The sequence below is a fragment of the Arthrobacter sp. ISL-72 genome, from assembly GCF_018613755.1.
Classification (GTDB): domain Bacteria; phylum Actinomycetota; class Actinomycetes; order Actinomycetales; family Micrococcaceae; genus Arthrobacter.
Genome location: NZ_JAGGPP010000008.1, coordinates 453,552 through 477,816 on the forward strand (window position 1 = coordinate 453,552; position 24,265 = coordinate 477,816).

Below are 24,265 nucleotides of genomic sequence, written 5' to 3' on the forward strand. Positions count from 1 at the left end.
CAACGAAAGGGGACGCAATTGTCCCGCTCCGAAAAAGTCAGATTCGAAGGATCCACCGGCGAGCTCCTCTCCGGCATCATCGACGTCCCGGAAGGCACAGTGAAGGGCTGGGGTGTCTTTTCGCACGGGTTCACCCTGGGCAAGGACGGCCCCGCCGCGTCCCGGATGTGCAAGGCGCTGGCGGACAACGGCGTGGGCATGCTGCGCTTTGACAATGTGGGCCTCGGTGACTCCGGAGGGCAGTGGTCCGAGGGCTCATTCAGCCACAAGGTGGCCGACACTGTGAAGGCTGCGGAGTTCATGCGGGCCGAAGGCAAGGCGGTGTCCCTGCTGGTGGGGCATTCGTTCGGCGGTGCGGCTGTCCTGGCCGCGGCCCGGCACATCCCCGAGCTCGACGCCGTTGCCACCGTGGGAGCGCCGTTCTCGCCCAAGCACGTGGCCCATGTCTTTGACTCGGCGCTGGACCGGATCCTCAGCGAAGGCAGCGCGGAGGTGGACCTGGGGGGCAAGCGCGTGGAAATCCGCCGCCATTTCGTCGAGGACCTGGAGAATGCAGACCTCACCGACTGCATCAAACAGCTGCACAAACCGCTGATGGTGCTGCACTCCCCCACGGACAACACGGTGGGGATCGAGAACGCCAGCACCATCTTCCAGACGGCGCGGCACCCGCGCAGCTTCGTCTCGCTGGAAGGCAGCGACCACCTGCTGACCGGCAAGGGCCAGGCCGCCCGCGCGGCGCTGATTATTTCCGCGTGGGCCGATCAGTACCTCGACGCCGGACGGTAGCGGACGTCCGGTCCCGTTCCACCGGCGTCTTTCCGGGCTGGACCTGGCGGGCGCCCCAGCCGGTCACCTTGGCGGCCGGGGCGTTCTTCAGGTCTTCCTCCCGGACTGCGGACCAGGCCCCTGCAACCAGGTAGACCTGGCTGACGAGGTTAAACCAGATGAGCAGCCCGATGATGATCGCGAACGGCGCCAGGATCGGGTTGCGGCCGGCGTTGGCGAGCAGCTCCGTGCTGAAGATCTGCAACACGGTGGTTCCCACTGCGGACAGGATGGTTCCCTCCAGCAGGGCCTGCCGGGTAAGTTTCAGTCCGGCTGCGAGCCGGAACATGATGAAGGCGGTCATCCAGCCCAGCGCCAGCGGCACGCCCACCTTGATGGAGGTTGTCAGCGGCCAGGCCACCACGGGGTCCAGCTGCAGCTGCTCTGTGACCCACCCGGCCGCGGTACCGAAAATCAGGGAGGCGCCGGCGCTGAGCACCAGCGCAACGCCCAGCAGCAGCAACGTCCCGGCGTCGCGGAGTTTCTGGACCACCGGGTTCATCCTCAGCGGGCCAACCCGCTGCACGCCCCGAAGGCCTTCGCGGACGCCGGCCATCCAGCGCAGGGAGGTCACAACGGTGACCACGGCGGCAATTACCGCGGTCCAGCCGAGGCCGTCGGGGTTCAGCAGGTCCTGCGGATTGACCAGGCCTTCGCCGCCGTCCACCTGCACCAGCCCCGGAGCATTTGCCGCGACACTGCTGACGATCCGGTCAAGGAGCGACGGCTGCCCGCGCAGCAGCAGCCCCGCCACCGAAAAGCCGGTGGTCAGCAGGCCGGTGATGGAGAAGAACATGTTGAAGCCGATGCCGGCGGCCATTAGCGGCCCGTGTTGCAGGTTGTAGTGCTGGAACGCCCGCACGGGACGGAAGGCATTCACGCGGGCAAGAAGCCACTGGAACATGGCCAGAAGCCCGGGCACGGCGCCGCCGCCGGAGCGGCGGACCTTGCTCCACTCGACCTTCTTCCGGCTTACTTCCAGCTTTAGCCGGTCGCGCTCAGTGGGAAGCGGAGGTTCAGTCCCCGTCGCCGGACGTGCCTCGCTCGTGGTCAGTTTCGATGCCAAAATCGAGCTCTTCCCGTAGCTGCCAAATGCCGTTGATGTCGTGCTCGTACAGCCCCATGCTAACCACCGGGAACGTGACGCGGTAATCCTTCAGCACCGTTTCGGCCTCGTCCAGGCTTTCCGGTGCCACGTCGTGGGCAATGGTGACATGCGGGTGGTACGCAAACGGCAGGTCCCGTTCAAGGGGCCCAGTCTGCAGCTGTTCGTGGAGGTTCACGCAGTGTTCAAAGCCCTCTTCGACGTTGAGGAAGACCACCGGCGAGACCGGCCGGAAGGAGCCGGTCCCGGAGATGGTCACCGTGAACGGCTCCTGCCGGCGGGCCACTTCGCGGACGTGGCTGCGCGTGGCTTCCCAGTCCAAGGTGGGCGTGGTGGTCACCAGGGTGATGTGTGCGGGGATGACACCGGCCATGGGGTCGCCGAACGATGCCCGCCAGCGCTGCAGCTCCGCGGCAATGTCCGGCGGGAATCCCAGGATGACGCCGACGCTCATTCCGTCAGTGCGGACCTGCCGGTCGCTTGGGGCGGTACCGCGGCCCACGGCAGCGTCATCGGCCTCAACGAAGGTTCCCCCGCCGCGGTAGGCGGAGCGGACGTTTTCATTGTCGGTGACTTTGCTGACGGATGACATAGGGCTAGTGGACTCCCTGGCTGCCGGCGTAGGGAAGGAACCCCACCTTTGCGTACACGTCCCGCAGGGTGGCGGAGGCAATATCGCGCGCCTTGTCCGCACCGTGTGCGAGGAGCCTGTCCAATTCGGCGGGGTCGGCCAGAAGCTCGTTGGCGCGGTCCCGGATCGGGGTCAGCCGCTCGGTGACCACCTCTGCCAGATCAACCTTGAGGTGACCGTACATCTTGCCCTCATAAGCGGCGACGATCGCTTCGACCGTCTGGCCGGTGATCGCCGAGTAGATGGTCAGGAGGTTCGAAACGCCGGGCTTGGATTCGCGGTCGAACCGGATTTCCGTCTCGGCGTCCGTCACGGCCGACTTGATCCGCTTGGCTATCTGCTTCGGGTCGTCCAGTAGGTTGATCAGCCCGGCCGGCGACTCTGCGGATTTCGACATCTTGGCCGTCGGGTTCTGCAGGTCGTAAATCTTGGCGGCGCTCTTCTGGATGAAGGGCTCCGGAACCGTGAAGGTGTGGCCAAAGCGCGAATTGAACCGGTTTGCGAGGTCACGGCTGAGTTCAACGTGCTGGCGCTGGTCCTCGCCCACGGGAACGCCCTGCGGCTGGTACAGCAGGATGTCCGCCGCCTGCAGGATCGGGTACGTGAACAGCCCGACGCTTGCCTGGTCGGAACCGTGGCGGAGGGATTTGTCCTTGAACTGGGTCATGCGTGATGCCTCGCCGAACCCGGTGATGCAGTTCAGCACCCAGGCCAGCTGCGCATGTTCCGGCACCTGGGACTGCACGAACAGGGTGCACTTTTCGACGTCGACGCCACCGGCAATGTACTGGGCGGCTGTGATCCTGGTGCGCCGTGCGAGCTCGGCGGGATCCTGTGGGACCGTGATGGCGTGCAGGTCCGGGATGAAGAAGACGGCGTCGTATTCTTCCTGCATCTTCACCCAGTTCACCAGGGCGCCCAGGTAGTTGCCGAGGTGGAGCGAGTCCGCGGAGGGCTGCATGCCGGAGAGGACCCGGTGGCGGGCGCCCTCCGTTGTCCCGACGACTGCGGAAACGGAGGCAGCGGCTGACACGCCGGCGTCAGTCACGGTTGAAGAGGAAGTCATTCGTGGAAACCTTAAATCTAGAGCTGGTAGTCCACTACCAGCGGTGCGTGGTCGGAGAAGCGGGTGTCCCATGACGGTGCCCGGTCCACCACGGCCGAAATGGCGGCGGAGGCGAGTGCCGGGGTGGCCATGTGGTAGTCGATGCGCCAGCCTGTGTCGGTGTCGAAGGCCTTGCCGCGCTGGGACCACCAGGTGTAGGGGCCGTTGACGTTTCCGGCCAGGCCCCTGTGGACATCCCTCCATCCGATTTCTTCGCCGAAGAACCGGTCAAAGTACGCACGTTCCTCGGGCAGGAAGCCGGCACGCTTGACGTTGCCCTTCCAGTTCTTGATATCCAGTTCCGTGTGGCCGACGTTCAGGTCGCCCACCACCAGGGCGTGGTCGCTGTGTTTCGACAGCTCCGGGAGGCGGGTGGCCATAACGTCCAGGAAGCGGAACTTGTCGTCCTGCTTCGGGGTTCCGGCCTCGCCGGAGTGGACATAGGCGCTTGCCACAGTCAGCTGGGCTGCGGCACCGGCGGAGTCCCTGACCCGGAAGTCCGCCTCGACCCAGCGGCCGGCGGTGGCGAAGTAGTCATCGCCGATATGTGACCGCGTGGCCAGCGGCTCTTCGCGGGAGGCAATGGCCACGCCCGCACGCCCTTTGGCTTCGGCTTCCTCGTGCAGGATAAACCAGCCGTCGCCCAGGAGCTGACGGACAATCGCGTCGGGAGCCCGGACCTCCTGCAGGCAGAGGATGTCCACCTCGCGGGGTTCAAGCCACTCCGCCATACCGTTCTTGTAGGCGGCACGGAGGCCGTTCACGTTGACTGATGCGATGCGAAGGTGGTCCTTCTTCAATGCCGAGCTCACCCGCTCCACTCTAGTCGATGATGGTTCCGCTGACGGGCTCGTCGGCACCACCGGAGGACTTGATCATGTCCCTGGCGTTGGTGGCGGTGATTTCGATGGTCTCCAGGGCACGGTGGATGGTGTCCTGGTCCGCAGCGTCACCCTTGGCCCGCTCCTGCTCGACGACGCGCACCTGGACCTGGACGATCTTGAAGGAGTGGTCCAGTTTCAGGTCGCGGACTTCATCCGCCTCGCTGCGGGATTTCACCAGCCGGGTCCCCCCGTGGTCCGCGCTGCCGGACGACGGCGCGCGGCCGGTGGCAGCGTTGAAGGCGTTCTGTGCATCGTTAAGTTTTGCGGTCGCCTTTCTGGCCGCCTTCTGGATGCTGAAGACGACGAACGCCGCCAGCGCGAGCCAGAACCCGGCAATGACCGCCACAACCCAGCCGACGACGTCGTTCTGGTTGGCCGCAAAGACGACGGCCACCACGAAGGCGATGACAAACACCATCATTCCGGGGCCGCTGATACGGAGCATGGAGAACCCGCCCTTGGCCGGGTTGGACGCAGAGTGAGGGTTACCCAAAGATCGCATGCCCCCATTGTCTCAAACCCCCGGGAGTGGGAATGGACGCTTCCACCCCGGGCGAACGTTACTGCAGGACAGCTACTTCAGGAACAGCTTCCGCAGGCGCCCGGCCGTGAGCAGGACCCCGAGCACGATCATCACCAGGTAGTACCCGATGTGGATCGCGGTGGCGGGACTGAATGTGCGCACGCTGATCTGCCGGAGCAGCTCCACCCCGTGCCACAGCGGCATCGCCTGGATGAACCACTGGATGTACTGGGGATACACACTGAGCGGGTAGAACGTGGCGCTGAAAAGGAACATGGGAAGCATCACGAAATTGATCCAGTCCATCTGCTGGAAAGTCTTCATGAAGCTGGTGATCCCCATGCCGAAGCTGGCGAAACCGAAGGCGATCAGCACCGAGGCCGGAATCATGAGGATGGCCCACGGAGTGGTGATGAGCCCCATGAGACCCATCACGGCGGTGAAGCCGGTGGCGTACAGCAGCCCGCGCAGCAGTGCAAGGAAGATCTCGCCCATGGCAACGTCCAGCGGACCCAGGGAGGTGTAGAGCATGCCCTGGTACAGCTTGGCGAAGTTCATCTTGAAGAAGACGTTCCAGGTGGAGTCGTAGATGGCGCCGTTCATGGCTGAGACGGCCAGGAGCGCCGGTGCGATGTACGCGGCGTAGCTGATTTCCTGGCCGCCGGGACCCTCCACGGCACCGACGATTGCCCCCAGGCCCACGCCCATCGAGATCAGGTAGAGCACCGGCTCGAAGAAGCCCGAAAGCATCACCATCCAGTTGCTGCTCTTGGTGGCCATCAGCCCGCGGGCAATGACCGCCTTGACGTTACGCGAGTACATCGGCCCGAAGCGGCGGTTCCGCGCCGCCTCCGTGACGCTGTGGCCTTCGGTGAGTGTGCTCATTGCCCCAGCCTCCGCACGAACTGCCGCTTGGTGAGCACCCAGCCCACCACGGCCAGGCCCACCAGGAACACGATGTGCAGGATGGTCAGCAGCGGGGACTCCTCATAGCCGTAGCTGAAGACCCGGCCCAGTTCGGTGCCGTGCCAGATCGGGGAGATCCAGCCGATCCACCGCACCACAAGCGGCAGGGTGTCGAGCGGGAAGAAGGTGCCCGAGAACAGGAACAGCGGCATCACGATGAACCTCATCACCATGGCGAACTGGCCCTTGTCCTCCTTGATGGAGGCGGCGTAGGCCATAAGCGGCAGGCCGAACGAGAGCCCTGCGAGGGTGGCCACCAGGACGGACACCCAGCCCCAGCCGCTCGGAGACGCGCCGAAGAGGGCCACCACCACGAAGTAAATGGCCGACTGAAGCAGGAACCGCAGGGTCACCGCCATAATGTGGCCGGTGGCGATCTGTTCCGGGGTGAGCGGGGAAGCATGCGGGCCGTAGTACACGCGCCGCCACTTGAAACCGTCCATCACGGGGAACGTGAATTCGTTGGCTGCGGTCATAACGGCCGCCGAGATCAGCAGGGCGGGAGCGATGAAGGCAAGGTAGCTGACACCGCCGAAGGCTGCTTCGCTGTTCGTGTCCACCAGCGTGGCCAGGCCAACGCCCATGGCGAACAGGTAGGCCACCGGCTGGCCTACGCCGTACATGACGATGGTCCAGCCGTAGCCCTTCATGACCCGGAGGACCTGCTCCGCGTAGTAGAAGGAGCCCCACCGGCGCGCACGGGCAGCGGACACAGCCGGCGGGTGGGCACGCTGCTCAGTCAACGAGGCTCCTACCGGTGAGGCGGAGGAAGACGTCCTCCAGCGAGGACCTGCGCACAAGGGAAGTGAGCGGACGCAGTCCGCGGGCAGAGACCTGCTCCAGGGCGGCCTCGCCGTCGTGGGCGTAGATCAGCACCCTGTCCGGCAGGGTTTCCAGCCGTTCGCCGATGCCCTCGAGTTCGGCACCGATGGTGGCATTGCGTTCCGAGCCGAAGCGCAGCTCCAGGACTTCACGGGTGGAGTACTCCCGGATCAGGCTGGCAGGTGACCCCTCGGCCATGATCCGCCCCTTGTCCACCACGATCAGTCGGTCGCACAGCTGTTCGGCCTCGTCCATGTAGTGCGTGGTCAGGATGAGCGTGACGCCTTGTTCCTTGAGCCGGAACAGCCTGTCCCAGAGGATGTGCCGGGCCTGCGGGTCAAGGCCGGTGGTGGGCTCGTCCAGCAGCAGGATGCGGGGTTCGTTGATCAGCGAGCGCGCAATGGTCAGCCGGCGCTTCATGCCGCCGGAGAGTGCGTCCACCTTGGACTTGGCCTTGTCCGTCAGCTGGGCGAACTCCAGCAGCTCGTCCGCCTTGGGCCGCAGGTAGCTCATGGGCAGCCCGAAGTACCGGCCGTAGACCAGCAGGTTGTCGCGGACCTTGAGCTCTTCGTCGAGGTTGTCCTGCTGCGGCACGACGCCCAGGTGGGCGCGGACCTCCGGCCCGTGGCTTTCCGGATCCAGCCCCATGATGGACAGGCTTCCGGAGGTGCGCTGAGAGACCCCGCCGATCATCTTCATGGTGGTGGACTTGCCCGCCCCGTTCGGACCCAGCAGGCCGAAAGCCTCCCCGGCGGGAACACTGAACGAAATGCCGTCCACGGCGATCACATCGCCATAAGTCTTGGTGAGGTTTTCGGCGGTGATGACGTACTGCATCTGTTCGCCCTGGCTCTGGGTGCTGGTTTGTTTGCTGGACAGTTCTTCATTGGACACAAGTTCAGGCACCCACACCACGGTAGTACTCACGTTCGAACAAAGAAAGAGCCGGATCTCAAAAAATCCATTCGATTTGGTCCGGCCGGCACCAAGCGAACGCGGAGCCGGCGCCCCTCTCAAGGGTCGCCGGGACGCGTCCTACTTTTCCTCTCCGCGGAGGACGTGCAGGCGCTGGCGGAACTCCGTTTCGTCGATTTCCCCGCGGGCGTAACGTTCCCTCAGCACTCCCTCACCGCCCTGCCGCGCCGCCCACCGGTGGTTGGTCCGCCACGTGCGCCGCGCGATGAAGATGAACAGGCCGATGACCAGGATCCAGAACAGCGGAAACAGCAGGAACCAGGGCGGCAAACCGCCGTCGTACCACGGTCCGACCGTGCCTATTGCTGTCAACATGTCAGCTCCAAACTCTCAACGAGCCGTCCTTCGGCTCTGCTTCAAGTCTGGTTTCCGGTCCGATTGGCGTCGTCCGACGGCGGGAGGCACTTGCGCCGTCACCCCTACTCCCCGGGGAGGCAGGCAGGCGGGGTCAGCTGCTCCAGCCGGGACGCACCAGGCCGGATTCATACGCCAGCACTACCAGCTGGGCGCGGTCACGGACCTGCAGCTTGGCCATGATCCGCGAAACGTGGGTCTTGGCCGTCAGCGGAGTGATGAAAAGGCGACCGGCGATCTCGGCGTTGTTCAGTCCCTCCCCCACCAGCCGGAGCACTTCCTTCTCACGGTCGGTGACCGCGCCGAGGGACTTCGGCTGGCCGGCGGCACGGGACTGCACGGCCAGCTGCGCCATGATCCGGCGGGTCACCGACGGCGACAGGAGGGCGTCGCCGTCGTGCACCACGCGCACCGCGCGGAGCAGTTCCTCCGGTTCGGTGTCCTTGACCAGGAAACCGGCGGCGCCCGCGCGCACGGCCTCGGCGATGTACTCGTCCAGTTCGAAGGTGGTGAGGATGATGACCCTGGTTCCGGGCAGGGAAGGATCGGCCAGGATCAGCCGCGTGGCTTCCAGTCCGTTGCCCTGCGGCATGCGGATGTCCATCAGGACGACGTCGGGCTTTTCCCGTGCCGCGAGCCGGACTGCGTCGGACCCGGTGCCGCATTCGGCCACGACTTCCATGTCCGGTTCGGCGTCCAGGAGTGCGCGGAATCCGGCGCGGATGAGCGTCTGGTCATCGGCGATCAGGATGCGGATCACGGCTGCTCCCCCTCCGCAGTGCCGTCCAGCGGCAGGACCGCCTGGACCCGCCACCCCGGGTCCAGGGGCAGGTACCGGACCGTGCCGCCCAGCGCCGCTGCCCGTTCACGCATCCCGGTAAGGCCGTTGCCCTCCGGCGCGCCGGCGGCGCCGCGGCCGTCGTCGTCGACCGTAACGGTCAGGCGGCCGGCGTCCGGGCCGTCTTCCGGAATGTCAAGCACGACGGCGGCCCGGCTGGCACCGGCGTGCCTGACCACGTTGGTGAGCGCCTCCTGGACGATCCGGTAGGCAGCCTCCTGCACGGCTGCGCCAGGCTGCCGGGAGGATTTCGGCAGCCTGACATCCAGCCCCACGTCCAGGCCGGTCCGGCGCGCGTTCTCGGCCAGCCCGGGAAGTTTCCGCAGTCCCGGCCCTTCGGCCGGACGCAGCGGGACGTCGTCCCGGAGGACACCCAGCAACTGGCGGACCTCGTCCAGGGACTCCTTGCTTGCCGCCTTGATGGCTTCGAGGGCAGGGCGGAATTGCTCCGGATCCCGGTTCCCCAGATGCAGTGCCACGGACGCCCGGACGTTGATCATGGACAAGGAGTGCGCCACGACGTCGTGAATGTCACGGGCCAGGGCGAGGCGGTATTCGTCCCGCGCGGCCTGCTCCCGGGACTCCTGCTGGCGGCGCCTTTCGGCCGCCCGTTCACGGCGAAGCCTGGCGCCCTCCCCCAGCAGCACCAGGATCACCAGCCACGACGTTCCCGCCACGGCACGGATCAGTGCACCCTCGTCGCCGGTGGCCACGAAGTAGCCCACCAGGGCAGCGGCGCAGGCCGCCACCACTGTCCACGTTTGCCAGCGCCGGCCGGCGGCGGCCGAGAAGATGATGGCAAGTGCGAGGGACAGCGGAACGGGGCCCCAGGGGTAGTCGGAGGCCAGGTATAGGAGGGTTGCGGCGGCAGCGATCGGCAGCATGATCCCGGGGGCCCTTCGCCGCAGGGACAACGCCGCCGGACCGGCCAGGAGCAGCGCAAAGGCCAGCGCGTCCAAGGGCGGGTGGTCCGGCTGCCGCGCGGAGGCAAACAGCGTGCCAACCACCTGGACCACCGCCACCGCCGCCACCACGAAGGCGGTGGGAGGACCTTGGAATCGGCGCGGCATACTCCGAGCCTAGCCGTGGAGCCGCCCCGCGTCGTCGGCTTAACGGCGTAGGGCGCCTACTCCTTCCGGAGTAGGCGCCCTACGGCGATCGGGTCCGCGAAATCAGGCCCTGCCGGCGCGGCTTTCCGACGCCAGTTGGCGTTCCGCGGCTTCCACCACATTGGTCATGAGCAGCGCCACGGTCATGGGACCGACGCCGCCTGGGTTCGGCGAAATCCAGCCGGCCACCTCGGCAGCGGCGGGATCGATGTCGCCGTGGACCCTGCTTTTGCCCGTCTCGGGGTCGGTTTCACGGGTGACACCGACGTCGATCACTGCCGCGCCCGGCTTGACGTCTGCAGCCTTGACGATGTGCTTGGCACCCGCCGCGCCCACAATGACGTCCGCCTGCCGCAGCAGCTCCGAGAGGTTCTCGGTTCCGGTATGCGTCAGAGTCACCGTGGCGTTCACGGCCCGCCGGGTGAGCAGCAGGCCGATCGAGCGGCCGATCGTGACGCCGCGGCCGACCACCACGACGTGCTTGCCAGAGAGGCTGTAGCCGTTGCGCTCCAGGAGTTCGATGACGCCGCGGGGCGTGCACGGCAGCGGCGAGGTGATCTCGTCGTTGACGTTGAGCACCAGCCGGCCAAGGTTGGTCGGGTGCAGGCCGTCTGCATCCTTGGCGGGGTCGATCCGCTCGAGGATGGCGTGCGTGTCCAGATGCTTGGGCAGCGGCAGCTGCACGATGTACCCGTGGCAGGCGGGGTCCGCATTGAGATCGTCAATGAGGGCCTCGACCTGGGCCTGGGTGGCGTCCGCCGGGAGCTCCCGTTGGATCGAGTTCATCCCGATCTCCACGGACTGCTTGTGCTTCATGGACACGTACAGCTGCGAGGCGGGGTCCGCGCCCACGAGCACGGTGGCAATGCCCGGAGTGACGCCGCGGGCCTTCAGCGCCGCGACACGCTCGACCAGCTCGGACTTGATGGCGGCAGAGGCTGCCTTGCCGTCAAGGATCTTCGCGGTCTGCGCCATAGACGGGTTCACCACTGCTCGTGCTGCGGGTACAGCGGGAAGTCGGCGGCGAGCTTGTCCACGCGGGCCTGCAGGGCCTCCACATCCGTCGCGGAGCCGGCCTTCAGGGCGGTGGCGATGATGTCCGCGACCTCGGTGAATTCCGAGGCGCCGAAGCCGCGGGTGGCCAGGGCAGGGGTACCGATGCGCAGTCCGGAGGTGACCATCGGCGGGCGGGGGTCGAACGGCACGGCGTTGCGGTTCACGGTGATGCCCACGGAGTGCAGGAGGTCCTCGGCCTGCTGGCCGTCCAGCTGGGAGTTGCGCAGGTCCACCAGGACCAGGTGCACGTCGGTGCCGCCGGTGAGGACCGAGACGCCGGCTTCAGCGACGTCGGCCTGGTTCAGGCGGTCCGCGATGATCTTGGCGCCTTCGAGGACGCGCTCCTGGCGCTCCTTGAATTCCTCGCTGCCGGCGATCTTGAAGGCCACGGCCTTGGCTGCGATGACGTGCATCAGCGGGCCGCCCTGCTGGCCCGGGAAGACGTTGGAGTTGAGCTTCTTGGCCCACTCCTGCTTGGCCAGGATCACACCGGAGCGAGGACCGGCGAGGGTCTTGTGCACGGTGGAGGTGACGACGTCGGAGTGCGGCACCGGGCTCGGGTGCAGGCCTGCGGCCACGAGGCCGGCGAAGTGCGCCATGTCGGTCCAGAGGAGGGCGCCGACTTCGTCAGCGATGGAGCGGAAGGCCGCGAAGTCGAGGTGGCGCGGGTAGGCGGACCAGCCGGCGATGATCACCTGGGGCTTCTCGGCGATGGCCTGCTCGCGGAGCTTGTCCATGTCCACGCGGAAGTTGTCCTGCTCCACCTGGTAGGCAGCCACCTTGTAGAGCTTGCCGGAGAAGTTGAGCTTCATGCCGTGGGTCAGGTGGCCGCCGTGGGCCAGGGACAGGCCCAGGATTTTGTCGCCGGGCGTGATCATGGCGGACAGCGCTGCGGCGTTGGCCTGGGCACCTGAGTGCGGCTGGACGTTGGCGTACTCGGCGCCGAACAGTTCCTTGACGCGGTCAATGGCCAACTGCTCGGCGATGTCGACGTATTCGCAGCCGCCGTAGTAGCGGCGGCCCGGGTAACCCTCGGCGTACTTGTTGGTCAGGACGGAGCCCTGGGCTTCCATGACAGCGCGCGGGGCGAAGTTTTCGGAGGCGATCATTTCCAGGGTGCCGCGCTGGCGGCCAAGCTCCTGGTCCAGTACGGCGGCGATCTCGGGGTCGAGCTCAGCCAGCGGCAGGTTACTGACGGTGGAGGAAGTGCTGACGGAAGTCGGTGAAGTAGTCACGAAGAACTCCTGGCTAGGATGGGCGCTGCTAAGGTCAGGCTACCGGCTGTGACGCTGCTCCGCCCCTTGGTTACAGGCAGGCCCGTGGTTGCGGGCAGGACAGCGCGGTGGGTCGGCAGTTGTTAAACTGCCGGCCGGCAAAACATGACCCTCGGCCCAGGCGTACGATCCGTGGTCTTCGTCAGTGCCGCTCCCTGATGGTTAGCCATCCAACGCCAGTTGCGACCGGTTAAGAGTATCAAAGCACGGGCCACGGCGCGGGTAGGCTGGTGTGCGTGACTGAAGACCAGCAAAACCGCCAGCAGAACGCAGGCTACGTACTGACCCTTTCCTGCCCGGACCGGCCCGGCATCGTGCACGCCGTCGCGGGAGCACTGCTCGTGGCCGGCTGCAACATTACCGACTCCCAGCAATACGGCAGCGAAGCCACGGGAACGTTCTTCATGCGCGTTGAAGTAACCACGGGCGCGTCCCGGGCCGACGTCCACAGTGCGCTGGAGCCGGTGACCGCGGCCTTCGGCATGCAGTGGAGCCTGAATCCCGCCGGCCGGAAGGTCCGCACCCTGCTGATGGCCAGCAAATCCGCCCACTGCCTCAACGACCTGCTGTTCCTGCAGCGCTCCGGCACCCTGCCCATCGAGATCCCGGCCATTGTCTCCAACCACCAGGACCTGGCCGGACTCGCGGAGTTCTACGGCATCCCCTTCCACTACATCCCCGTCACTGCGGACACCAAGGTCCGGGCCGAGGACCAGCTGCGGAAGATCATTGCCGAGGAGGACATCGAGCTGACCGTCCTGGCCCGCTACATGCAGATTCTGTCCAACGAGCTGTGCACCGAGCTCACCGGCAAGGCCATCAATATCCACCACTCCTTCCTGCCGTCCTTCAAGGGTGCGAAGCCGTACCACCAGGCCCATGCCCGCGGCGTGAAGCTGATCGGTGCCACCGCACACTACGTCACGGCCGCCCTGGACGAGGGGCCGATCATCGAGCAGGAAGTCATCCGCGTGGACCACCGGCGCACCGCCGAGCAGTTTGTGCAGATGGGCCGCGACGTGGAAGGCCGCACCCTGGCCCAGGCCGTCCAGTGGCACGCCGAGCACCGGGTGCTGCTGGATGGAAACCGCACGGTCGTCTTCAACTAGGGGCCTGATGGCTTCGCAGGTGCCGCAATGAATTCGCTGGAGGAGCACAGTGGCGAAGACAGACTGGCCGCGTTCTACAACCAGCGCGCTGTCCTTCATCCCGTGCATCCGCTGACCCACCAGCGTGTGGAGCAGCGGGAGAAGTTCATTGCCCGGTTGAAGGCGGAGGGCCGGCATGCGGTGCTCGAGATCGGCTCAGGCCCGGGTCTCGACGGGCTGAAGTTCGTCCAGGCCGGCATCCATTACACGGGCGTTGACCTGTCCGAAGAGCAGGTTCGGATTGCAACGGCCAAGGGGCTCAACGTCTCGGTGGCAAGCGCCCGCAGCCTGCCCTTCGCCGACGGGGCCTTCCCGGCGGTGTGGACCATGAGCACTCTGCTGCACATCCCCAACAGCGACATTGACGACGTCGTACGCGAACTCGCGCGGGTCGCCGCGCCGGGCGCGCCGATCGCCGTCGGACTTTGGTCCGGGGACGACGAAGAGGTGCTCAACCCCGAAGACGTGATCCAGCCGCAGCGCTTTTTCAGCCGGCGCAGCGATGCTGCGCTCCGGCGGATCTTCGGCAGGCACGGGGAGATCGATGAATTCATCACGTGGCCGGAGGGCACCGGCGCGGAATCCGGGCCGGGCGCCGGCCGCTGGACCCAGCACTACCAGTTCCTGGTCCTCCGCACTCCCAGAGCCCAGCACACCTAGGTTGGGGAAGATAGGTGCGGCTAGCTGCCCCTGCGGTCCCTTGCCATGTAGCCGCCCAGGAAGCCTCCGGCGACCAGCAGGACCGCCCCCACCCGCGCCAGCCGGACGCCCAGCTTGTGGCGGTCCCGGAGCCGTGCTGCCAGCGATGCCGCGAAGATCAGCACGGACACGGCGTTCAACCCGGCATGGACGATGCCCACCCGCTTCGTGGGATGGGCGGCCAACGCCCATTCGGCCCACCCTGTCAGTGCGGTGGGCGCGGCGGATATAACACCAAGACCCACCAGCCGGGTGGCCGCCCGCTGCGTCCCTGGATCCGCAAACAGGTCGAGGTACACGGCCATGAACCACGCGCCGAAGGGCACATCGGTGAGGATGATGTGCAGCGGTATGCCGGTTGCATCACCGTGCAGGATACGTCGGAGGCGACCGTTTTCGACCAGGCGGCGGGCCCGCGGTTCAGCGACGCGGACCGCCGCATCCAGGGCTTCCAGCCGCTCGAGGCGGTGCATCTGCCGGCGGAACACGCTGGACCCGCCCCCGGTGTCCTTGCGTAGGTTGAGGCCGGGCAGTGCCAATGAACGCAGTCCCATGGGCCCATGCTAGTGAGCCCGGGCAGCGGCGTCACTAGGCACAAAGTCCGTTTCCAGGGCCGGAGGCCGTGGAACCCGATCCCGGAGCCCGTTTCCAGGGCATGCGGCCGGCTGTGTCCTAGGCTGGGCTCATGGCTCCTCTCTATCCTTTTGCCGGCACCAGCCCGGACGTCCACCCTTCAGTCTTCGTCGCCCCCAGCGCGTCCGTGATCGGTAACGCCACCCTTGCCGAGGACGCCAGCGCGTTCTACGGCGTCTCGGTCCGCGCCGACACCGCCGCCATCACTGTCGGCATCGGCAGCAACCTGCAGGACAACGTGGTGCTGCACGCGGACCCCGGCTTCCCCTGCAGCGTCGGGGCGCGCGTCAGTGTGGGGCACAGCGCCGTCGTCCACGGCTGCACGGTGGAGGACGACTGCCTGATCGGCATGAGCGCGACCATCCTGAACGGTGCCGTGATCGGCGCCGGCTCGCTGGTGGCGGCCGGCGCCGTGGTGCTCGAAGGCACCGTCATTCCGCCCCGTTCCCTGGTGGCGGGCGTCCCGGCGAAAGTGCGCCGTGAACTCACCGATGAAGAGTTCGACGGCGTGAAGCGCAACGCTGCGCACTACCGCGAGCTGGCGCAGGCGCACCGGGAGATGCACGGCAGTCCAGGCTGAGGACCCGCGTTCGGCGCCAAGACGCCGTAACGGTCCTGGGACACCTGAATACCGGTGTCCCAGGACCGTTTGTGCGTCGCACGACCTCAGTCCAGGCTGATCGGGCCCAGGGCGTCGAGCAGTTCCCCCGGGCCGGGGTTGCCCGGTGAGGAGGACCCGCCGAGGTGGTTCACCACGCCCCACACGGCGTTCAGGCCGGTGGTGACAGCGCCCTCGGCCCAGCCGGCGGTGAAGGAAACGTCGTCGCCGGCCAGGAAGATCCCGCGCTGGGCTTCCGGCAGTTTGTCCTGCTTGAAGTGCGTGAACAGCCGCTGCTGGTAGCGGTAGTGCCCGGGCAGGTTCGCCTTGAACGCTCCCATGAAGTTGGGGTCCGCCTCCCACGAAACCGTGATGGGCTGCCCGATGATGTGGCTCGCGATGTCCACGCGCGGGTAGATCTGCTCCAGCGAGTGCAGCATGAGCTCCACCCGCTGGTCGGCGTCGAGTGCCAGCCATTTCAGGGCGTCGTCGTTCCAGGTGTAGGAAAGCAGGATCACGGCAGGCTTGTCCGGGCCGTCGTCGAGTAGGTAGGTGGCGCGGTTGAGCCTGTCCGTCAGCGTCATGGACAGCACGTCGCGGCCGGTCTCCGGATCGGTGTCCTTCCAGAACGGCCGGTCCACCATCACGAAGGTCTTGGAGGACTGCATGTAGTGCGAGCGCTCGATCGCCGTCCACAGCTCTGCGGGGAACAAGGCCTCCTCCGTGTGGATCCGAGTGGACAGCAGCCAGGACTGGCACGTGGTGACGACGGCGGGATAGCTCGCTTCCCGGCCCCAGCGTTCGCGCAGGCGGAGGTCGCCGTTGGCATCGCGGCCGATCCGGTCCACGGCGCCGCGCGGGGAACCTGAGTGCAGTGACGCCAGTGACGTTCCTTCCGGCCAGTGCGCCATGCCCGACGGCGAGTGCTGCCACAGTGCCTCGGGGAGCCGCTGCGCCCCGCCGGCTATGAAGCGGTGCTGGTCATCGGCGTCCGTATAAACGACGCGCAGTATTTCGAGGATGGAGTTGGGGAAGTCGGTGTCCCAGCCGCCGGTGCCGAAACCCACCTGCCCGAACGCCTCGCGGTGGGCGAAGCCGGCTTCCTTGAAGGACTCGCTGGCGGCGATGAAGCCGTAGAACGTCTGCTCGTCCATCAGGGGTAGGAGTTCGTTCCAGATCTCCTTGATCCTGGCCGTGTCCCGAGCCCGGATGGCCTCCTGCATCTCACTGAATTTGGCGCCGTCGTTCACGGCTGCCTTCCATGCGTCCGCCACTTCGCGGAAGAACGGCGGCAGGTCCGCCGGGGTGCTGGCATAGTGCTTCTTCCCGGCCAGTTCGATCACGGTGCTTGAGGTGGCGGGGGCCAGCGGGTTGGGGAACTCCTGGGTCTTCAGGCCCAGCAGGTCCACGTAATGGTAGAAGGACTTGCCGGACACCGGGAACCGCATCCCGCCGAGGTCCGCCACGACGCCCGGCGCCGAGGGGAAGCTGGCAGTGCGGAGCCGGCCGCCGATCTGGTCGGCTTCGTAAATGACCGGGCGGAGTCCCAGCTTCATCAGTTCGTAGGCCGTGACCAGGCCGGAGAGTCCTGCACCGACCACTGCCACTTCGGTCCCGAAGAGTTCGGGCGGCACGGAACCGAGCCCGTCGGGGTGGGCGAGGTAGTGGTCATAGCTGAACGGGAAGTCCGGGTTCAGCATGGTGATCGGGGCCGCGCCCGCCTCCGGCAGGGTGCCGGCCGTCGCGGTTTCAAGAGCGGCCGCAGCAGGATTGTTTGCCGGCAGTTCGGTGGCGATGGTCATGAAAGGTCTGCCTTCGTCGGTTCGGTGGTGGAGGGTGTTGAAGTGTCGCGCCCGCTGAGTTCACGGTATTCCTCGTGGCTTAGCGCCGCCACCCTTGAGTGGCGCCGGCCGTAACCGAAGTAGGCTGCGAGGCCCACCAGCATCCAGAGGCCGAAGACCAGCCAGGTCTCGGCCCCGAGGTTAGCCATGAGGTAGGCGCACATGAGCGCGCCGAGGATGGGCGTCAGCGGGAACAGCGGGACACGGAAGGTGCGTTTGAGTTCCGGCCGGTTGCGCCGCAGGTAGATGACGGCAACGTTGACCAGGGCAAAGGCGAACAGGGTACCGATGCTGGTGGCGTCCGCCAGGTCGCCGAGCGGCACCAGGCCGGCTGTGAGGGCCACGAGGAAGCCCACAATCAGCGTGCCTGCAACGGGGGTGCCGGTGCGGGACGAGACGCGGCCGAAGATCCTGGGGATGAGGCCGTCGCGGGCCATCGAGAGCAGGATGCGGGTCTGGCCGTAGAGGACGGTCAGGACGATGCTGGCGATGGCCAGGACGGCGCCGACGGCGAAGACAACCGCGATCCACGGCTGCCCGGTGGTTTCCTCGAGGATCTTCACCAGCGCAGCCTCGGTGCCGTCGAACCAGCCCCAGGGGCGGGCGCCGATGGCGGCGACCGCTACGAGGACGTAGATGGTGGTGACGATCAGCATCGACAGCATAATGGCGCGCGGCAGGTCCCGTTTGGGGTTGCGGGCCTCCTCGCCGGCGGTGGAGGCGGCGTCGAAACCGATGTAGGAAAAGAAGACCGTGGAAGCGGCGGCTGAAACGCCGGCAGCGCCCATGGGCAGGAGCGGCTCGAAGTTGCCTGCGTTGAAGGCGGTAAACGCCACGGCGCAGAAGAAGAGGAGGATAGCGACCTTAACCACCACGATTGCGGTGTTGATCCAGGCGCTTTCCCTGGCCCCGCGGACCAGCAGGATTGTGGCCAGGACAACAATGATCATCGCCGGGATGTTCATGATTCCGCCGTCTCCCGGTGGCTGCGAGACGGCGTCCGGCAGGACTTGCCCGAAGACCGCCAGGGTCTCGTTGACGTACTGGCCCGCCCCCACAGCCACTGCCGCCACGGACACGGCGTACTCCAGCACCAGGCACCAGCCGCAGATCCAGGCCATGCCTTCGCCCAGGGTGGCGTACGTGTAGGAGTAGCTGGAGCCTGCCACCGGGACCAGCCCGGCCATCTCGGCGTAGGAGACCGCCGAGAGCAGGGCGGCCAGGCCGGCGATGGCGAACGAAATCCAGATGGCGGGACCGGCCAGGGGCACGGATTCGCCCAGGATGACCAGGATGCCGGTCCCTAGCGTGGCGCCGACGCTGATCATGGTCAGTTGCAGAACGCCGAAGCTGCGGACCAGCCCGGTGCCGCCATGGCCGTTTTCGGCTTCGCTGACCATCTGGCCGATCGGCTTGCGGCGCAGCAGTTGCGCAGCCAGGCCCGGGCGGGGGGCAGCTGCCGGCGGCCGGCCGGTGAGTGTTGGCACAGTCATCGTTGACTTCCGTTCGTGAGTAGTTGTCGGTTTCCCCCGGTCAAGCTTAGGTTTGTGAGCTACCTCTCGTGTTGTGCAAAATGCCCTATAGTATTCTGGCATGAGACTTAATGCACACACCGAAGGCCCATTGGAAGCGGCCCTTACCGGGCAGGTCAGCGTTGACCTTTCCGCTATTTCCCGCAACATCCGCACGCTCCGTGAACGCTCCGCCGCGGCCCATTTCATGGCCGTGGTCAAGGGAAACGCGTACGGCCACGGGCTGGTCGAGGTCGCCCGCGCGGCACTGTCCGCGGGTGCGGACTGGCTGGGCACAGCGCAGCTGCATGAGGCAATCACCTTGCGCCGGGCGGGCATCACCGCCCCGGTGCTCTCCTGGCTCTACCTCGCGGCGGCGTCCAGCGAAACGATCAGGGAGGCTTTGGAGTACGACGTCGACGTGTCGCTGGGCAGTGTCGCCCAGCTGGACGTCGTGGCCGGCATCGCCAGCCGCCTGGGCCGTCCCGCCGTCGTCCATCTGGAGCTGGACACCGGGCTGAGCCGCGGCGGGGCCCGCGCGGAGGACTGGCCGGAGCTGGTTGCTGCCGCCCGCAGCGCCGAGGTTGCCGGAACCCTGTCCGTCAGGGGCGTGTGGACGCACCTTGCCTGGGCCGATGTCCCCGCGCACCCGGCCAACGTGGCGGCGGTGGACTCCTTCGAAGAAGCTGTCCGCGCGGCCAGGGCAGCCGGACTTGAACCCGCCCTCCGGCACGTTTCGAGCTCCGCCAACATCCTGGACCGGCCGGAATTCGCCTTCGACATGGTGCGGGCCGGCCTGGCCTTCTACGGGCTGGCACCGGCGGACCATCTGGCTCCCTCGGACTTCGGCCTGCGCCCGGCATTGACTGTCACGGCGCCCGTGGTGCTGGTCAAGAAAGTACCGGCGGGAACCGGCGTGAGCTACGAGCACCAGGCCATCACGCATGAGCCCAGGTACCTGGGACTGATCCCGCTGGGCTACGCGGACGGCATCCCCAAAGGCATTTCGGGCCGCAGCCTGATCCTCCTGGGCGGCCGCAGGGTGCCGGTCATCGGAAAGGTCTGCATGGACCAGTTCATGGTGGACCTGGGACCGGACCTCAACGGCGTCGCGGTTGGTGACACAGCCGTGCTATTTGGCGCCCCGGCCACGGGGGCGGCGAGCGCCGACGACTGGGGTGCGGCGATCGGCAGCCACGGGGATGAGATCATCAACCGGATCGCGCCGCGCCTGCCGCGGGTGTACGAGTGCCCTGATTACCAGGAGGCCGGTGGTCCCGTTGGCGCCTGAGGCTGCCGCCGAGCGGCTCGGTTTCGTCACCCTGGAACAGTTCCTGCAGAAGCTCCCGCCGGAGCTGAAAATACTGCACGACGGCGGGAACGGCAGCGGAACGCTCCGCTGGGTGGAGCCCAGCGAGCTGGACGATCCGACGCCCTACCTGGTGGACGGCGAGTTCATCCTCACCGCCGGGCTGCCGTTCCTCGGCGACGGGGGCGGCGACGAAAAGGTGGACGCCTACGTGAGCAGGCTGGTCGGCGCCGGCGTGGGCGCCCTCGGCTTCGGGCTGGAACCATACTTCGACGCCGTTCCGGAGACTCTGGTTGCTGCCTGCCGGCGCCACAACCTGACGCTGCTGGAGGTTCCCAAGACTGTACCGTTCGCCGCGATCGGTCTGGAATTTTCGCAGCTGCTGGAATCGGACAACGCCAGGGTTTTCCGGCAGCTGGCGGACACCAACCGGCAACTGATGCGGGCGGTCCTGTCGGCCCGGCCGGAGCACGAGCTCCTTGCCGCGCTGGTGCAGCGCGTTCCGGTCTGGGCCCTGCTCGTCGGCGCGGACGGGCGGACGCGCGCCCGGGCCACGGCCCCCGGAAGCGGCGGCGCCGGCAGTGGAACAGCCCGAAGCGGAGGTGCCGGCAGCGGCGCCATTAGCGGGAACGGAAGCCTGAACCCGCCCGCCGCCGTCGAACTTTCCGTCCTGCAGCCGCTGCTGGGACGGCTGCTGGCCGGCAGCGGCCCGCGGGTGGAAATGGAGTCCCTGGCCGAACCCGCGTCCGTGGTGTTCGGACATCCGCTCCGCAGCACCCGGGACGCCAACCTGGGCGCGCTGGTCCTGGGAGCCGCCGCGCCGCTCACCCCGGCGCAGAACAGCGTCGTGTCCTCCGTCGTCGGGCTCCTGGAACTGCTGGTGCGGCAGCGTACCAGCGGTTCGCTGGCTCCGAGCCAGCTGGCGACGGCGCTGCTGCTGCACCCGGAAACCGCGGGCTCGGGCGGCACCAAGCATGTGAACGGGCTCAAGGACCTGCTGGCACAGAGCATTTCGTCCACGCGCTCGGCACCGCTGCGGGTTGTCCAGGGCGTCAAGGCGGACGCCGGCTGGAGTGCGGGCGAAAGCCCCGTGCGGGAACTCCTGCAGTGGCGCCGGATGTTCGACACCAAACTCGTGGAAATCACCGACTACGGTTTCGCCGCCATCACGAGGCTCAAGGTTGATGACGCCCTGCTGGCGGAAACGGAAAAACTCGGCTGGCGGCTGGTGATCGGCGATGCCACCGAGTTCCAGGGCCTGGCGTCCGCCTACCAGCGGGTCACCTCGCTGCGGGCACGGGTCCACGCCACCGGGAGAAGCGCCCGGGTGGACGAGGTGACCTGGTCCGTGGCAGGACTGCTGGGCCGCGAAGCGGGGACCATGCTGGCGGCCCGGCTCCTGGAACCGGTGCTTGGCCAGGAGGATCCCGAGCGGCGGTCCGCGCAGCTGGCTGTGCTGCGGACATGGCTGGGCGAGAACGGCAGCTGGGACGCAACGGCGAAGGCACTGGGCCTGCACCGCAACAGTGTCCGCCGCCAAATCAACGGGCTGGCCGAGCTGCTGGACACCGACCTCAACCAGGCCCAGGTGCGCGCCGAGCTCTGGTTTGCACTTCAGTACGTGGACGAAGATTCCCAGCCGCGGTAGACCTCCGGCCGGCGTTCCCGGAGGTACGGCACTTCCTCCCGCGCGTCGCGGGCGCTTGCTGCTGACGCCTCCGCGTACAGCAGCGCCGGCGCCGTTCCCGCTTCGGCCAGCAGGGCGCCGTGGGGGCCGGCAATGACGCTGCCGCCCAGGAATTCGCAGCCGTCTTCGGTCCCCGAGTGGTTGGCATACGCCACGGTCAGCTGGCTCTCCAGGGCCCGGGCCCGCAACAGGACCTGCGGGACGGACTCGAACCCCGCCGACAGGGCCGTGGGAACCAGGAGCAATTCGGCGCCGCGGACGGCGGCCGCCCGCACGGATTCCGGAAATTCGACGTCGTAGCAGATCACCATGGACGTTTTGATCCCGTGAAAATCCACGACGGCGGGAGGTTCAGCCGCCGGGCTGAACGCCTGGCGCTCTTCCCCGCCGAACAGGTGAACCTTGGCGTACGTTAGTAGCTCGGCGCCGTCGTGGTCCACCAGCGTGGAGGTGATCTGCCAGCTGCCGTCTGCCGTCACGGCGGGCAGGCTGTAGACCAGGCCGATGCTGTTCCGCCGCGCAATCCCGGCGAGCTCCCGCCTGAGGGAGGGCAGGACGGCGGGGTCCAGCCCGGAGCGGACCCGCAGCGGGGCATACCCCACAGGGAACAGTTCCGGAGTGAGCAGCACTTTCGCTCCGGCCGCGGCGGCCGCCCGGGCAGCCTGATCCACCGTCCCGCAGTTGGCTTCCACGTTCAGCACGGCGGAGTTCGCCTGCATCAGCGCCAGCAGCACCATTACCACCGTTCCTCAGTCTTGTCACCGGCCCATTCCGGTCGCCGGTCATTCCCGGCCTTCCTTGAGCGTACCGAGGCGGCGCGGACGGCTGTCAGGACATTTTGACCCGTGGCGGGACAGCTGCGGGCAATGCGCCCGGGTGTGGTCAGGGAACCAGCGAGGAGAGGCTGACGAATTCATACCCGCGCGCACGCAGCCCCTCGATGATCGACGGCAGCGCGTCGGCGTCGAGGGTGGACCCGTCGGTTGGATGGGCACCCACGTGCATCAAAACGATCTCACCGGGAGTCGCCGCAGCAAGAACGCGGTCGCGCACGAACGGCACGGAACGCCCGCCGCTTGTGCCCTGCCAGCCCAGGGAGTCCACGGTCCAGCGGAACGCCACATAACCGGCGTCGTTGACGACGGCGATGTCCGCCGGAGTCCGGGCGCCGAAGGGGAAGCGGAACAACGGTACGGTTCCACGGCCGATCGCGGCCTTGACCGACCCGTCTGCAGCAGTGAGTTCCGCGGCTATCTGTGCGTTGGTCAGGGTGGTGAAGTCGGGATGGGTGTCGCTGTGATTGCCCACCGGATGGCCGCCCGCCACCATCGCCCGGACCGCTTGCGGATAACTCCGGGCAAATGCTCCGGTGACAAAGAATGTAGCGTCAACGTCGTACCGGGCCAGGGTGTCAAGGATCGAGCGGACGCCGGTGTCCGAGGCTCCGGCGTCGAAGGTCAGTGCCACAACCGGCCGGTTGGTTTGGATCCGCTCAAGATCCACGCCACGCCACTGGGCGGGAACTCCCCAAGTCGCAGGCACATTGATAACCAGCGGCGCCGGACTTCCTGCCGACTGCCATTCGGCGAAGCTGATGGGCCTGTATTCCGTGGGACCCGCGTACCAGATGGTGCTGCTTAAGTATTCACGGAAGAACTGGTCCCCGGTCACCCGGTTCACCACCCGTGGGGCGGGGAATGCTTGCTCACGCCATTGGTCATAGGTAATGGGGGCACCTTTTCCGGTGGCAAGGTCTGACATCCGGGCGATCGTGCTCGTCCAGGACAGTTTCAGGAAGCCTTCATTGTGCCGGCGGTCGAACCCTTGGAATCCGGAGGCCTCCCACTCCGGGTAGCTGAGCACGTGCCGCGCCTTGCCCGGCTCCTCAACCAGGATCTGGGTGGAAGTTCCCCACTGGTAGAAGTAGCTGCCGCCGACGTACGCCACTGTCCGCGGCGCAGGCGCCCCTGCCCTTTGCCATGACGCATAATCGAGGGGCTCCCAGAGCCACGAAGCGCTGCTGTCGGGGTCGAAGTAGGTCACCGCACTGATGGTCGGGGCCCACGAATACTTCACGTAATCGGTAGGCGCGGGCCGGGGCGCCGGAAATCCGGCTGCCGCCCATTCCTCGTACGTGATGCTGCGGATGGAGGCACCGCTCACCCGGTAAATTACTCCGGAATATTCAAGCAGGTAGTACCCGTCGGCTATTTGCGCTGCCTTAGCCGTCTCGACGGCACCAGTGCTTCCGAGTACGAGGGCGATAGCGGCCATGACGGCTGTGAGGAGTCTGCGAGGCTTCATTTCTTCCAGCCCCTGAGTGTGGGAGTGCCCGGTTGGGCCTTACCTGATAATAACTCCGGAACATG

At 66.9% G+C, this 24,265-nt stretch carries 24 protein-coding genes; 6 read left to right on the top strand and 18 right to left on the bottom strand.

Annotated elements, in window-relative coordinates:
- The first annotated feature begins 18 nt into the window (after positions 1 to 18).
- The gene (locus J7I92_RS10075; protein ID WP_214840014.1) at positions 19 to 789 is read left to right on the top strand and encodes a S9 family peptidase; all 771 of its coding nucleotides are present in this window, start codon (positions 19 to 21) and stop codon (positions 787 to 789) included.
- Here the strand turns inward: J7I92_RS10075 and J7I92_RS10080 are convergent.
- From J7I92_RS10080 to glyA, 13 genes are all read right to left on the bottom strand, one after another.
- Entirely contained in the window at positions 746 to 1,894 is a 1,149-nt protein-coding gene (locus J7I92_RS10080) for a YihY/virulence factor BrkB family protein (RefSeq protein ID WP_214840016.1), read from the bottom strand. The genes J7I92_RS10075 and J7I92_RS10080 overlap by 44 nt on opposite strands.
- A complete protein-coding gene (locus J7I92_RS10085) occupies positions 1,845 to 2,387 on the bottom strand; it encodes a 2'-5' RNA ligase family protein (protein WP_251039773.1) in 543 nt (180 codons plus the stop codon). The genes J7I92_RS10080 and J7I92_RS10085 overlap by 50 nt, the downstream gene beginning before the upstream one ends.
- A 142-nt stretch (positions 2,388 to 2,529) precedes the next feature.
- A complete protein-coding gene (trpS, locus tag J7I92_RS10090) occupies positions 2,530 to 3,630 on the bottom strand; it encodes a tryptophan--tRNA ligase (protein ID WP_214840019.1) in 1,101 nt (366 codons plus the stop codon).
- Between the two features lie 17 nt (positions 3,631 to 3,647).
- Positions 3,648 to 4,481 (bottom strand): exodeoxyribonuclease III, encoded by an 834-nt coding sequence (locus J7I92_RS10095; protein ID WP_214840022.1) that lies wholly within the window; start codon positions 4,479 to 4,481, stop codon positions 3,648 to 3,650.
- A 10-nt stretch (positions 4,482 to 4,491) separates the two neighbouring features.
- Positions 4,492 to 5,055, bottom strand: coding sequence for a hypothetical protein (locus J7I92_RS10100; protein WP_214840024.1), 564 nt, complete (start codon positions 5,053 to 5,055; stop codon positions 4,492 to 4,494).
- Positions 5,056 to 5,127: 72 nt separating this feature from the next.
- Entirely contained in the window at positions 5,128 to 5,961 is an 834-nt protein-coding gene (locus J7I92_RS10105; RefSeq protein ID WP_214840026.1) for an ABC transporter permease, read from the bottom strand.
- Positions 5,958 to 6,785, bottom strand: a complete 828-nt coding sequence (locus J7I92_RS10110; protein ID WP_214840028.1) for an ABC transporter permease — start codon at positions 6,783 to 6,785, stop codon at positions 5,958 to 5,960. The genes J7I92_RS10105 and J7I92_RS10110 overlap by 4 nt, the downstream gene beginning before the upstream one ends.
- Entirely contained in the window at positions 6,778 to 7,701 is a 924-nt protein-coding gene (locus J7I92_RS10115; RefSeq protein WP_214840200.1) for an ABC transporter ATP-binding protein, read from the bottom strand. The genes J7I92_RS10110 and J7I92_RS10115 overlap by 8 nt, the downstream gene beginning before the upstream one ends.
- Positions 7,702 to 7,899: 198 nt before the next feature.
- Positions 7,900 to 8,154: an SHOCT domain-containing protein gene (locus tag J7I92_RS10120; protein WP_214840030.1), complete on the bottom strand. Its 255-nt coding sequence runs from the start codon at positions 8,152 to 8,154 to the stop codon at positions 7,900 to 7,902.
- Positions 8,155 to 8,287: 133 nt separating this feature from the next.
- Positions 8,288 to 8,953: a response regulator transcription factor gene (locus J7I92_RS10125; RefSeq protein WP_214840033.1), complete on the bottom strand. Its 666-nt coding sequence runs from the start codon at positions 8,951 to 8,953 to the stop codon at positions 8,288 to 8,290.
- A complete protein-coding gene (locus J7I92_RS10130; protein WP_214840035.1) occupies positions 8,950 to 10,101 on the bottom strand; it encodes a sensor histidine kinase in 1,152 nt (383 codons plus the stop codon). Before J7I92_RS10130 ends, J7I92_RS10125 begins: the two co-directional genes overlap by 4 nt.
- A gap of 102 nt (positions 10,102 to 10,203) precedes the next feature.
- Entirely contained in the window at positions 10,204 to 11,115 is a 912-nt protein-coding gene (locus J7I92_RS10135) for a bifunctional methylenetetrahydrofolate dehydrogenase/methenyltetrahydrofolate cyclohydrolase (RefSeq protein WP_214840038.1), read from the bottom strand.
- An 8-nt stretch (positions 11,116 to 11,123) separates the two neighbouring features.
- Complete coding sequence (gene glyA / locus J7I92_RS10140) at positions 11,124 to 12,431, bottom strand: serine hydroxymethyltransferase (RefSeq protein WP_311380241.1); 1,308 nt, start codon at positions 12,429 to 12,431, stop codon at positions 11,124 to 11,126.
- A 275-nt stretch (positions 12,432 to 12,706) separates the two neighbouring features.
- Here glyA and purU point away from each other — a divergent pair, with 275 nt between their 5' ends.
- Complete coding sequence (gene purU / locus J7I92_RS10145; RefSeq protein ID WP_214840040.1) at positions 12,707 to 13,579, top strand: formyltetrahydrofolate deformylase; 873 nt, start codon at positions 12,707 to 12,709, stop codon at positions 13,577 to 13,579.
- A 27-nt stretch (positions 13,580 to 13,606) separates the two neighbouring features.
- Positions 13,607 to 14,278, top strand: coding sequence for a class I SAM-dependent methyltransferase (locus J7I92_RS10150; RefSeq protein ID WP_214840042.1), 672 nt, complete (start codon positions 13,607 to 13,609; stop codon positions 14,276 to 14,278).
- A gap of 20 nt (positions 14,279 to 14,298) precedes the next feature.
- On the opposite strand, the gene J7I92_RS10155 is transcribed toward J7I92_RS10150, so the two are convergent.
- The gene (locus J7I92_RS10155) at positions 14,299 to 14,871 is read right to left on the bottom strand and encodes a DUF2231 domain-containing protein (protein ID WP_214840044.1); all 573 of its coding nucleotides are present in this window, start codon (positions 14,869 to 14,871) and stop codon (positions 14,299 to 14,301) included.
- 131 nt (positions 14,872 to 15,002) lie between these two features.
- On the opposite strand from J7I92_RS10155, the gene J7I92_RS10160 reads away from it, so the two are divergent.
- The gene (locus tag J7I92_RS10160) at positions 15,003 to 15,530 is read left to right on the top strand and encodes a gamma carbonic anhydrase family protein (RefSeq protein WP_214840046.1); all 528 of its coding nucleotides are present in this window, start codon (positions 15,003 to 15,005) and stop codon (positions 15,528 to 15,530) included.
- Positions 15,531 to 15,616: 86 nt separating this feature from the next.
- Here J7I92_RS10160 and J7I92_RS10165 read toward each other — a convergent pair whose 3' ends face one another.
- Together J7I92_RS10165 and J7I92_RS10170 are read right to left on the bottom strand one after the other, a co-directional pair.
- Entirely contained in the window at positions 15,617 to 17,350 is a 1,734-nt protein-coding gene (locus J7I92_RS10165; protein WP_214840054.1) for an NAD(P)/FAD-dependent oxidoreductase, read from the bottom strand.
- Positions 17,347 to 18,882, bottom strand: coding sequence for an amino acid permease (locus J7I92_RS10170; protein WP_214840056.1), 1,536 nt, complete (start codon positions 18,880 to 18,882; stop codon positions 17,347 to 17,349). The genes J7I92_RS10165 and J7I92_RS10170 overlap by 4 nt, the downstream gene beginning before the upstream one ends.
- A gap of 100 nt (positions 18,883 to 18,982) precedes the next feature.
- Between J7I92_RS10170 and alr the strand changes: the two genes are divergently transcribed.
- The gene (gene alr / locus J7I92_RS10175; RefSeq protein ID WP_214840058.1) at positions 18,983 to 20,191 is read left to right on the top strand and encodes an alanine racemase; all 1,209 of its coding nucleotides are present in this window, start codon (positions 18,983 to 18,985) and stop codon (positions 20,189 to 20,191) included.
- Positions 20,181 to 21,857, top strand: a complete 1,677-nt coding sequence (locus J7I92_RS10180) for a PucR family transcriptional regulator (RefSeq protein ID WP_214840204.1) — start codon at positions 20,181 to 20,183, stop codon at positions 21,855 to 21,857. The genes alr and J7I92_RS10180 overlap by 11 nt, the downstream gene beginning before the upstream one ends.
- Here the strand turns inward: J7I92_RS10180 and J7I92_RS10185 are convergent.
- Both J7I92_RS10185 and J7I92_RS10190 read right to left on the bottom strand, forming a co-directional pair.
- Positions 21,824 to 22,633, bottom strand: a complete 810-nt coding sequence (locus J7I92_RS10185; protein ID WP_214840060.1) for a nitrilase-related carbon-nitrogen hydrolase — start codon at positions 22,631 to 22,633, stop codon at positions 21,824 to 21,826. The two genes, J7I92_RS10180 and J7I92_RS10185, sit on opposite strands and share 34 nt — an antisense overlap.
- Positions 22,634 to 22,778: 145 nt before the next feature.
- Positions 22,779 to 24,200: a polysaccharide deacetylase family protein gene (locus tag J7I92_RS10190; RefSeq protein ID WP_214840062.1), complete on the bottom strand. Its 1,422-nt coding sequence runs from the start codon at positions 24,198 to 24,200 to the stop codon at positions 22,779 to 22,781.
- Between the last annotated feature and the right edge of the window lie 65 nt (positions 24,201 to 24,265).